This window comes from Gilliamella sp. LMG 34359, from assembly GCF_984569085.1.
In genome coordinates, this window is sequence record NZ_OZ474906.1 from 929,773 (window position 1) to 941,378 (window position 11,606).

Sequence of the window (11,606 nt, forward strand, 5' to 3'; positions counted from 1 at the left end):
AGTTTGCCTAGAATAGGAGTAATAAAATGTTAGAGATTCAAAAACAATATGTTGTCGATATGGCTAAAAAATCAAGTGAATGGGGACTTTGTAAACACAAAGCTGGAAATTCAAGTGTACGTGATAAGCAGACGGGTTATGTGTTAGTTACACCTACCACCATTGATAAACAATTATTAACAGCTCGTGATATTGTAGTGATGGATCTAGATGCGAATGTTATTGAAGCCGAGTCAGGGTTAAGGCCAACTAGCGAATGTTTGATGCATCTTGAGATTTATAAAGCTCGTCCGGATGTTTTGGCTATTTCACATACGCATTCCATTTTTGCCACTTCTTTTGCTGTCTTAGCTAAACCAATTCCTGCGGTAGTTTATGAGTGTGCAATTCTAAATTTAAAAGATGGGGTAATACCTGTCGCACCATATGGTCGACCGGGAACACCAGAACTATCCAATAGCGTGATAGAGCCTATCAAGCGAGCAGATGCAATTTTAATGGAAAAACATGGGGCGGTGGCGGTTGATAAAGATCCTTATGAAGCCGTATTAAAGGCTGCATATATTGAAGAAATGGCGGAAATCTACTACCACGCACTGTTGATTAATGGCGGTAAAGATCCGGGTGGTTTTCCGGCAGAAGAGCTCCAGAGTTGGGCTTATCCGGCACAGATTAAATTTAAAAAATAGGGGTTATTGGGGCTAATTTGCATGACTATTATCGCCGACATCGTCGGCGATAAATTTTTTGATTACTGCAGATATTCATTCATATATTTTAAAATATAGGCCATTGAAACGGCACCCGGATCCATATGACCTATAGTGCGATCACCTAAATTTTTTGCTCTTCCAAACACCGCTATCATCTGTTTGGTTTTTTCAGCCCCTTGCATCGCAGAATCCGCTACTTTAGGTAATGCATCGGCCAAAGGTAGTGTAGTTAATTGATTTGCGGTTGTCGCGGCAGCCGCTAAAGCATCTACCATGGTTTTATCGCCAGGTTTAGCATTGCCACGTTGATAAACTGCTTGCCACCCCTCATTAAGCCATTTAGCTAAAACTGGCGAATTAAAATCTGTTACGCCACTAAGGCTTTTGTCACCAGCCCTAAATAATGTCCCAAAGATCGCGCCTGATGCACCGCCCATGCTAGTCATTAATTTGGTGCCAATTTGCTTAAATAAATCACCAATATCATTAGGTTGGAACTGTTCATCTTGTAACAGTTGATTAATAGCTGAAAATCCACGCTTCATACCAATACCGTGATCGCCATCACCGACTACTTGATCTAAGGCGGTTAATGTTGGTTCGCTTGCGACCATTTGTTCGGCGGTAAATAACATCATTTTACGTACTTGTAATAAGTTCATTCTATTTTCTCCATCCTAGTGTTTGACATGGTAAATCGTAAAGATGCTGTAATTCGTCATCCAATTTCATTAGCGTGATAGAAAAACCCGACATCTCAAGAGATGTACAGAAATGACCAACAACAATATCATGGCTATCTATTTTTCGAGCTTTAAGCTCAATGCCCACTTTACGGGTAATAATCATCAGTTCCGTATTACTCAACGCCCCTAAATTGTTTATTAATACACAGACACGATCACCAGCAACAAAGGGTAAATCATCACATAAATGGTCTATCATCTGTTTAACGACATCATCACTTGATGTCATTGTCTGTCGACTTAATCCCGCTTCACCATGAATACCGATTCCAATTTCTATCTCATCATCTGCTAATTCAAAGTTAAAATTGGTTGATTGCGGTAAGGCGCAACCATCAAGCGCAACACCAATAGTGCGAACATTAGCATTGGCTTTGCTTACTACCTGATAAAGCTTATCAAGATCATATTTTTCGATCTGCGCCGCGGCTCCGGCGATTTTATATAACAACATAATGCCTGCGACACCACGACGATCTGAAAGTTTTGCAAGTGGTGCTGATGCGATGTCATCAGTCGCTCGAATGGTTTTGCTGATGATATTGTCTTCAGCTAAAATCTCTGCTGAAATATCGAAATTCATGCCGTCACCCGAGTAATTTCCATATAAAAATAGTACCCCTTTGCCTTTTTCTATCGCTTTGGTTACGGCAATAATCTGATCAGGAGAGGGAGAGGTAAATACTTCGCCTAACGCGCAACCATCAATACCTCCATGACCGATAAAACCTGCAAAGGTGGGTTCATGACCACTACCACCGCCAGAAACAACGACTACTTGATCGGTGATAATATGATTTCCATAGACCGCACAACAATCTTCAATGGCGGTTAATTTGCCATTATAGGCATATATCAATCCTTGCATGACTTCTTGCCGAACATTATTAGGATCGTTAAGTAATTTTTTGGGTTTGCGCATTCGTTTGTCCTCTTTATTCAATATGGTTAACAACTTTTATTGTAGAAAAAAGCCAAAATGCAAACGAACAGAATTAATGACAAATAGTGACCAACTTATGGTGCATCAAAGGGATGAGGTGCAATATCAATATTGTTAAACAAATTTACTTTGCGATACTTGAAAAGTGATAATAAGGACATTATTAATGGATAAGTGATCGATAAAAGATAACTAAAATATAATCTGTAAAAAAGATCTAGGAGTGTATACTGTTTTAGTTTAAACACTATTAATAAATAATGATGAAAACTGAATTTTATTTTCAACGCTTTAGCGGTATTGCCAGACTGTATGGTGAGCAGGCATTACGGCGGTTTTCCCAAGCCCATATCTGTGTCATTGGTATTGGTGGAGTGGGTTCTTGGGTAGCTGAATCACTTGCGCGTAGTGGTATTGGGCAAATTACCTTAATTGATATGGATGATGTCTGTATTACCAATACTAATCGCCAAATTCATGCATTAAAGTCCAATATTGGTAAAGCCAAAACGGCGGTGATGGCGGAGCGTATTTTAGCGATTAACCCTGAGTGCATTGTTAATCAAATCGATGATTTTATTAATGTCGATAATGTTAGTGATTATTTAGGAACTAAGCAAAATCCCCGTTATGACTATATCATTGATGCGATCGACAGTGTCAGGGATAAAGCAGCGGTATTAGCTTATTGCAAACGGCAAAAATTAAAAGTCATTACTATAGGCGGAGCGGGCGGTCAAAAAGACCCAACACAAATCAAGATCGCAGATTTGGCAAAAACCATACAAGATCCTTTAGCAGCCAAATTGCGTGAACGATTAAAAAATGATTATAAACTAAATAAAGATAGCAAAGGCAAATTTGCTATTCCTTGTGTTTTTTCAACTGAACAATTGACTTATCCAACATCTAACGGACAAATTTGCATGATGAAAAGTAAGGCCGAGGGTCCTAAAAAAATGGATTGTGAGTCAGGATTTGGCGCAATTACCACTGTCACGGCCACATTTGGTTTTGTGGCAGTAAGTTATGTGTTAAATAAGTTATCTAATTTATGAGTTGTTACTTTTTTTAAATTATTGGCTATTAGAATAGCAAATCTTAAATTTTAATAGCTAAAATCAATAAAAATATTTGTTCTTTCGAATAAACTTTCGTTTTATGAAATATCTTATTGTATAAAGTAAAAAACTGATTTACGATATCCGACAATTTCGTTTTGCTATGATAAATATGCTTTAAATATGTTCAAGGAAGACGCCAAACGATCCCAGTTTATTTTTTAATTTTCAAGGAGAAATCTATGGCAGTAACCAATATGAATGAGTTAAATGAGTTAATGAAACGAGTGAAAAAAGCTCAAGAAACTTATTCTACTTATACTCAAGAGCAAGTTGATAAAATCTTCGTAGCCGCAGCTACTGCTGCAGCCGCAGCGCGAATCCCTCTTGCACAGCAAGCTGTTGCTGAGTCAGGAATGGGAATTGTAGAAGATAAAGTTATCAAAAACTTATTTGCTGCTGAGTATATTCTTAATAAATATCGCAATGATAAGACTTGTGGTGTTGTCGCTGAGAACGAGCCATACGGCACCATTACTTTAGCAGAACCATTAGGGATTATTTGTGGTATCGTACCAACAACAAACCCTACATCAACGGCGATTTTTAAATCACTTATCAGTTTAAAAACTCGTAACGCAATCGTCTTTTCACCACATCCACGAGCTAAAAAATCGACTATTGAAGCAGCTCGAATTGTGCTTGATGCGGCAATTAAAGCAGGTGCTCCTAAAGATATTATTGGCTGGATTGATGAGCCGTCTATCGAATTATCTAATGCGTTAATGCATCATGATGACGTATCAGCTATCTTGGCTACTGGTGGTCCAGGTATGGTTAAAGCAGCTTACAGTTCTGGTAAACCAGCATTAGGTGTTGGTGCAGGTAATACACCTGTAATTATTGATGAAACTGCTGACTTAAAACGTGCCGTTGCATCGGTATTGATGTCTAAAACATTTGATAACGGTATGATTTGTGCATCAGAGCAAGCTATTGTTGTAGTCGATTCTGTTTATGATGAAGTGCGTCGTTTATTAACGCAATATGGCGCATATGTTCTAAATGATAAAGAAACTAAAGCTGTTCAAGGTATTATCTTAAATGATAAAGGTGCCTTAAATGCTAATATTGTTGGTCAACCAGCGACTAAAATTGCTGAATTAGCTGGATTTAAAGCGCCAGCCGGAGCAAAAGTACTTGTTGGTGAAGTAAGTAAAGTTGATTTATCAGAACCATTTGCTCATGAAAAACTTTCTCCAACTTTAGCGATGTTCAAAGCAAAAGATTTCAATGAAGCTGTAGAAAAAGCAGAAAAATTAGTTGAAATGGGTGGCATGGGGCATACCTCTGTACTTTATACTGACCAAGATAGCAATCGTGATCGTGTTGCTTACTTTGGTAGTAAAATGAAAACCTGTCGTATTTTAATCAACCAACCAGCTGCTCACGGTGGTATTGGTGATTTGTATAACTTTGATTTAGCGCCATCTTTAACACTAGGATGTGGTTCTTGGGGTGGTAACTCGGTTTCAGAAAATGTCGGTCCGAAACACTTAATCAACAAGAAAACAATCGCTAAGAGAGCAGAAAACATGTTATGGCACAAATTACCAAGTTCTATCTATTTTAAACGTGGCTCACTTCCAGTTGCTTTAAATGAAGTGATTGAGCAAGGTGCCAAACGAGTCTTCTTAGTAACCGATAAATTCTTATTTAATAACGGTTATTCTAAACAAATTACTGATCAACTTGAATCACAAGGCGTAATTTGTGAAACCTTCTTTGATGTTGAAGCAGATCCAACATTAAGTGTAGTGCGTAAAGGTACTGATGCAATGACAGCTTTCCAACCAGATACTGTTATTGCTTTAGGTGGTGGTTCACCAATGGATGCCGCGAAAATTATGTGGGTTCTTTATGAACATCCAGAAACAAAATTTGATGAATTAGCATTGCGTTTTATGGATATTCGTAAACGTACTTGTCACTTCCCTAACATGGGCAAAAAAGCTAAATTAATTTGTGTGACAACTACATCTGGTACTGGTTCTGAAGTTACACCATTTGCGGTGGTGACTGATGATGCAACTGGTCAAAAATATCCATTAGCGGATTATGCAATTACTCCAAATATGGCAATTGTTGATGCTAACTTAGTTATGAATATGCCTAAATCACTTTGTGCTGCAGGTGGCTATGATGCGGTAACGCACGCTTTAGAAGCTTATGTGTCAATTATGGCAAATGACTTCTCTGATGGGCAAGCATTACAAGCATTAAGCATATTGAAAGCATATCTACCAGCAAGCTATAGAGAAGGGTCTAAAAACCCGATAGCACGCGAAAAAGTGCACAGTGCGGCAACATTAGCTGGCGTTGCTTTTGCGCAAGCATTTTTAGGTGTATGTCACTCTATGGCGCATAAAATTGGTGCGGCATTCCATATCCCTCATGGTGTGGCAAATGCGATGCTGATTAGTAATGTTGTTCGCTTCAATGCAACTGATAAACCAACTAAACAAGGTACATTTAGCCAATATGGTTATCCGCAAGCAGTTAGACGTTATGCTGAAATCGCTGACCATTTAGGTTTAACAGCTGCAGCCGACAAAGATGAGAAGAAAGTTGAGAAATTAATTGGTTGGTTAGATCAATTAAGAAAAGATCTTGATATTCCATTCTCTATCAAAGAGTTTGGTGTAGATGAACAAGCTTTCTTAGCTCAAGTTGACCAACTTGCTGTGGATGCCTTTGATGACCAATGTACAGGTGCTAACCCACGTTATCCTTTAATTGCTGAATTGAAACAAATTCTACTTGATACTTATTATGGTCGTGCGTATCAAGATACAGGCGATATTAGTGAAGATGTGGCTGTACATACAGCGGCAAAAGGTGCTAGCTCAACTGATAAAAAAGCAACTAAAAAGAAATAAGTTAAAATATTATTTTTGATTAGCAAAAGCCTGAGATAGTCTATATCTCAGGCTTTTTTATTTTTTAATTATATTAAATGAATAAATTTTGCTTGATCTCTACTATGGTTCTATCTAACCAGATAATAAGTTAATTAGTTAAGAAATAGCTAATCAATAGGCCACTAAAGGGATTACAGCAACCATAACTAAAAAAGAAACGCCCCAAATCGGTAAGTTAAAACACTATTCTTAATTAGTAAAAGCTTTGAATATTTTATTTTCTGTTTTTTTTATTTTATTAAGTTGATGCATTCTGCTTGATATTTACTATGGTCGAACACTTCAAGATAGGGGATTAATTAGTTAAGAAATAGCTAATCAATAGGCTACTAAAGAGATTACAACAACCATAGCTAAAAAGAAACGTCCCAAATCAATAAGTTAAAACAGTATTTTTGCTTAACAAAAAACTGAAATAGTTTATCTCCTCGACATCTTATCTTTAATTTTATTAAGTGAATAAATTTTGCTTTATCCTTACTATGGTGGTGCATATCCATATAAGGGGTTAATTAACGATGAATAGGCGACATTAATTCGTACAACTTTTTTAAGGGATAAGATAAATTCCCCTAAAAAAGAAAATACGATGAAAATAAAACGGCGAGAAAGACGAACCTATACAGATGATTTTAAACAGCAGATGGTAACGCTCTATCAACAAGGTAAAACCCGCAATGAATGAGTTTTACCGTATGAGTTAACGCCATCAGCATTAGATGGATAATACTCAACAACGGGTTCATTCAAAACTAAAGATAATCGAAGTACTGAAGATAATGAGTTGCTAGCCTTGCGCAAAGAGAATAAACGGATATTGATGGAAAACGATATACTCAAGCAAGCCGCACTGATAATCGGGCGAAAATCGCAGTGATACCATCAAATCGACATCGCCATTGATTAAGTTGGTTGTGTTGATGTTTAACTATAGCAAGGCATTACTTTTATTATCAGAGCAAAACGCTCCTTGAGAAAAAAGTTTTACAGTATGTACAAGAGATTCAATCTATTTTTAATTGTAGCTATCAATCTTATAGAACCCGAAGGATAGGAAAAGTATTGTCAAATCAAGGTATCATAGTATCTCGTCGTGATGTGGTACAATGCGTTAAGGGGTAACACAAGATAAACAAAGGGCGGTATATTGGTATACAACAGCGGTGGAGCAAGGTAACACCATTTCATAAAAAAATTAGCGAATAAGTATAAGAGTATTATCATTGAAAGCAAAATATACCGTAAAACGGTATAAAAACCGTTCTAAAGAAGTTAATTCCGTTGCGATTGCCAATGTATTACAGTGAGTTTTACCGTGGGCGTAAAAGCCAATATTATTGTTGCTGATTTGACTTATTTAAAAGTGGGGCAAAAATGGAATTATCTGGGTGTATTACTCGAACTCTCAGCATGAAAGATAGCCGGATTTAGTATTGGACAACATAAAACAGCCGAGCTTGTTATGCAACCATTAAGCCAAATTAAAGCACCATTATCCTCAATCGCACTATTTCATTGAGAAAGAGGAAAAGAGTTTGATAAGCAATTACTCGATAGTTGTTTTTAGGTATTTGCTATCATTCGCTCATTGAGCCATAAAGCATGTCCTTACGATAATGCCGTTGCTGAAGCGATATTTAAAACAATTAAAACTGAATTTGTCCAAAATAAGGTATTCACCGATATCAATGAACTTAGACAATGAACCAAGACAAAGTTTTTCTACTTATACATATTGGTACAACAACAATCGGCTGCATTCATTATTAAGTTATTTGACACCGATGGCATTTTATAAACCTTTACCCTTTGATTTTGTTATATAAAAAAGTGTCGACATTCCACTAAAATATAACAGATTACTAAGTTGCTAAAGGGTGTATGGCAATTATAATTAACAAAAAACGCCCCAAGAAGTACGTTAAAACAGTATTTTTGCTTAACAAAAGCCTGAAATAGTTTATCTCTTAGATATTTTATTTTTAATTTTATTAAACGAATAAATTCAGCTTGATCTTTATTATGGTCATGTATATCAAAATAATGGCAATATTAATGAGGATATTTATGAATATGTAGCGGTTAAAGGTGTTACTTCAACCAAGAAAAAAGCAACTGAAAAGAAATAATTTAAATATTATTATCGACTAAAAAAAAGCCTAAAATAGTCTATATTTTAGGTTTTTTTTGGATTTTTGATTTTTTTTTAAGCAAACAATAAAAAAAATGTTTTTTTCGCTTGCAACGTTAAATGTTCTAGTACATAATGCGCAGCACTTAGGCCGGCTTAGCTCAGTAGGTAGAGCAACTGACTTGTAATCAGTAGGTCGCCAGTTCGATTCCGGCAGCCGGCACCATTTTCCTAAGTAAACAGTTTATAATGATTCGGGGTGGGGTTCCCGAGCGGCCAAAGGGAGCAGACTGTAAATCTGCCGTGTCACACTTCGAAGGTTCGAATCCTTCCCCCACCACCATTATCTAACATTAGCAATTGCTAATTGAAGCATTTAGGTAGCCGAGTTTGAACATGCGGGCATCGTATAATGGCTATTACCTCAGCCTTCCAAGCTGATGATGCGGGTTCGATTCCCGCTGCCCGCTCCAATTGCTGATATAGCTCAGTTGGTAGAGCGCACCCTTGGTAAGGGTGAGGTCGGCAGTTCAAATCTGCCTATCAGCACCATTCTTGTTACTTTCCTAAACTTCTAAAAAAATCAGATTTAACTGCTTTAAAGCTTGTCACTAGATGGCTTTATCTGTTATCATGCAGAGCTAATTTTAAGTTAGTATTATTATTAAAACTAAATATGATACTTGGTTAATGTGGTGATTCACCACCGATTTGTATTACATTGAGGGACGATAAATGTCTAAAGAAAAATTTGAACGTACAAAACCCCACGTTAACGTTGGTACAATCGGCCACGTTGACCATGGTAAAACAACTTTAACTGCAGCTATTACTTCTGTACTTTCTAAAAAATACGGTGGTCAAGCTCGTGCATTCGATCAAATCGATAACGCACCAGAAGAAAAAGCTCGTGGTATCACCATCAACACTTCACACGTTGAATACGATACACCAACTCGTCACTACGCACACGTAGACTGCCCAGGCCATGCTGACTATGTTAAAAACATGATCACTGGTGCGGCACAAATGGACGGCGCTATCTTAGTAGTAGCGGCAACTGATGGTCCTATGCCACAAACTCGTGAGCACATTCTTTTAGGTCGTCAAGTAGGTGTTCCTTACATCATCGTATTCTTAAACAAATGCGATATGGTTGATGATGAAGAGTTATTAGAATTAGTTGAAATGGAAGTACGTGAACTTCTATCTCAATACGATTTCCCAGGTGACGATACTCCAGTAATTCGTGGTTCAGCGCTTAAAGCGTTAGAAGGCGATGCAGCATGGGAAGAAAAAATTGTTGAATTAGCAGAAGCATTAGACACTTATATCCCAGAACCAGAGCGTGACATTGATAAACCATTCTTATTACCAATCGAAGACGTATTCTCAATCTCAGGTCGTGGTACAGTAGTGACAGGTCGTGTAGAGCGCGGTGTAATCAAAGTTGGTGAAGAAGTTGAAATCGTTGGTATCAAACCAACAGCTAAAACAACTTGTACTGGTGTAGAAATGTTCCGTAAATTACTAGACGAAGGTCGTGCTGGTGAGAACGTAGGTGTATTACTACGTGGTACAAAACGTGAAGAAATCGAACGTGGTCAAGTATTAGCGAAACCTGGTTCAATCACACCACATACTGATTTTGAATCAGAAGTGTATATTCTAAGTAAAGATGAAGGTGGTCGTCATACTCCATTCTTCAAAGGCTACCGTCCACAGTTCTACTTCCGTACAACTGACGTAACTGGTACTATCGAATTACCAGAAGGCGTAGAGATGGTAATGCCAGGTGATAACATCAAAATGACAGTATCATTAATTCACCCAATCGCAATGGCAGACGGTTTACGTTTCGCTATCCGTGAAGGTGGTCGTACTGTTGGTGCTGGTGTTGTTGCTAAAGTTATCAAATAATTTAAGTAATTACGATCGAGAAAGGGTGTCGTTTGATGCCCTTTCTTATCTAGTCTGTTTAGCAAAATGTTTTTAACGAAAAGAGCATTTTGGAAAATGGATAATATTATAAATAACATAATCATAGGTTTTATATGCTAGTAAGTAACGAGAGTCAAGATACAAGCACAGTTCTAGACAAATTTAAATGGGTTTTGGTTCTAGTATTAATTGCGTTAATCGTTTGGGGAAATTATTATTTCTCTTTGCCTAATGATATCTACCAACCAAACACAATTGTTCGAATTATTGCGGTTGTTGTGATTTCGCTTTTAACCTTATTTATTGCATTTACAACCAATAAAGGAAAATCATTTATAACATTTTTACAAGAATCGCGAAAAGAGCTTAGAAAAGTGGTATGGCCAACGCGTAAAGAAGCGGTACAAACAACTTTATTAATCGCTGTTATTACCGTTATTGTTGGTACTGCGCTTTGGGGAATGGATTCTTTGTTCCGTTCAATCATCTTTTATTTAACATTAATAGGGCGTTAATATGAGTGAAACACAACAAAAACGCTGGTATGTGATCCAAGCTTATTCTGGCTATGAAGCACGTGTTGCACAATCATTACGTGAATATATTAAATTACATAATATGGAAGACTCTTTCGGTGAAGTTTTAGTGCCAACTGAAGAAGTTGTTGAAATGAAAAGTGGCCAACGCCGTAAAAGCGAACGTAAATTTTTCCCAGGTTATGTTTTAGTTGAAATGATGATGAACGATGCGACTTGGCATCTCGTTAAAAGCGTTCCAAGAACTTTGGGATTTATTGGTGGAACTTCAGATAGACCAGCACCAATTAGCCAACGTGAAGTTGATGCTATCATGAATCGTTTACAGCAAGTTGGTGATAAACCTCGTCCGAAAACCTTATTTGAACCGGGCGAACTTGTGCGCGTTAATGAAGGTCCATTTGCCGACTTTAACGGTGTCGTCGAAGAAGTTGATTACGAAAAGAGCCGCTTGAAAGTATCTGTTTCTATTTTTGGTCGCTCTACGCCTGTTGAATTAGATTTTAGCCAAGTAGAAAAAAGTTAATCTATTTGTCATCTAATTAAAAAAATCA

At 37.3% G+C, this 11,606-nt stretch carries 8 protein-coding genes and 4 tRNA genes; 10 read left to right on the forward strand and 2 right to left on the reverse strand.

Annotation, left to right across the window (positions count from 1 at the left end; translation table 11 throughout):
* Positions 1 to 26 precede the first annotated feature (26 nt).
* Positions 27 to 689 carry a class II aldolase/adducin family protein gene (locus AC5LXV_RS04415; RefSeq protein ID WP_034884447.1) on the forward strand — a complete coding sequence of 221 codons (663 nt, stop codon included), beginning with the start codon at positions 27 to 29 and terminating at the stop codon, positions 687 to 689.
* Between the two features lie 62 nt (positions 690 to 751).
* Here AC5LXV_RS04415 and dhaL read toward each other — a convergent pair whose 3' ends face one another.
* Both dhaL and AC5LXV_RS04425 read right to left on the reverse strand, forming a co-directional pair.
* On the reverse strand, positions 752 to 1,375 hold the full coding sequence (gene dhaL, locus AC5LXV_RS04420) for a dihydroxyacetone kinase subunit DhaL (RefSeq protein ID WP_493467472.1): 624 nt from the start codon (positions 1,373 to 1,375) through the stop codon (positions 752 to 754).
* A 1-nt stretch (position 1,376) separates the two neighbouring features.
* On the reverse strand, positions 1,377 to 2,381 hold the full coding sequence (locus AC5LXV_RS04425; RefSeq protein WP_493467473.1) for a dihydroxyacetone kinase subunit DhaK: 1,005 nt from the start codon (positions 2,379 to 2,381) through the stop codon (positions 1,377 to 1,379).
* A gap of 284 nt (positions 2,382 to 2,665) precedes the next feature.
* Between AC5LXV_RS04425 and tcdA the strand changes: the two genes are divergently transcribed.
* The 9 genes from tcdA (at position 2,666) to nusG (ending at position 11,578) form a co-directional block, all read left to right on the forward strand.
* Positions 2,666 to 3,460, forward strand: coding sequence for a tRNA cyclic N6-threonylcarbamoyladenosine(37) synthase TcdA (gene tcdA, locus AC5LXV_RS04430; protein WP_493467474.1), 795 nt, complete (start codon positions 2,666 to 2,668; stop codon positions 3,458 to 3,460).
* Between the two features lie 245 nt (positions 3,461 to 3,705).
* Positions 3,706 to 6,402, forward strand: a complete 2,697-nt coding sequence (gene adhE / locus AC5LXV_RS04435) for a bifunctional acetaldehyde-CoA/alcohol dehydrogenase (protein ID WP_493467475.1) — start codon at positions 3,706 to 3,708, stop codon at positions 6,400 to 6,402.
* Between the two features lie 2,323 nt (positions 6,403 to 8,725).
* Positions 8,726 to 8,801 (forward strand) — tRNA-Thr (locus AC5LXV_RS04440).
* 32 nt (positions 8,802 to 8,833) lie between these two features.
* Positions 8,834 to 8,918, forward strand: a tRNA-Tyr gene (locus AC5LXV_RS04445).
* A 55-nt stretch (positions 8,919 to 8,973) separates the two neighbouring features.
* Positions 8,974 to 9,048: transfer RNA gene (locus AC5LXV_RS04450), tRNA-Gly, on the forward strand.
* 3 nt (positions 9,049 to 9,051) lie between these two features.
* Positions 9,052 to 9,127: transfer RNA gene (locus tag AC5LXV_RS04455), tRNA-Thr, on the forward strand.
* Positions 9,128 to 9,310: 183 nt separating this feature from the next.
* Positions 9,311 to 10,495: an elongation factor Tu gene (gene tuf, locus AC5LXV_RS04460; protein ID WP_034882428.1), complete on the forward strand. Its 1,185-nt coding sequence runs from the start codon at positions 9,311 to 9,313 to the stop codon at positions 10,493 to 10,495.
* A gap of 134 nt (positions 10,496 to 10,629) precedes the next feature.
* Entirely contained in the window at positions 10,630 to 11,031 is a 402-nt protein-coding gene (gene secE, locus AC5LXV_RS04465) for a preprotein translocase subunit SecE (RefSeq protein WP_493451895.1), read from the forward strand.
* Between the two features lies 1 nt (position 11,032).
* The gene (gene nusG, locus AC5LXV_RS04470; protein WP_065563741.1) at positions 11,033 to 11,578 is read left to right on the forward strand and encodes a transcription termination/antitermination protein NusG; all 546 of its coding nucleotides are present in this window, start codon (positions 11,033 to 11,035) and stop codon (positions 11,576 to 11,578) included.
* The last annotated feature ends 28 nt before the right edge of the window (positions 11,579 to 11,606 follow it).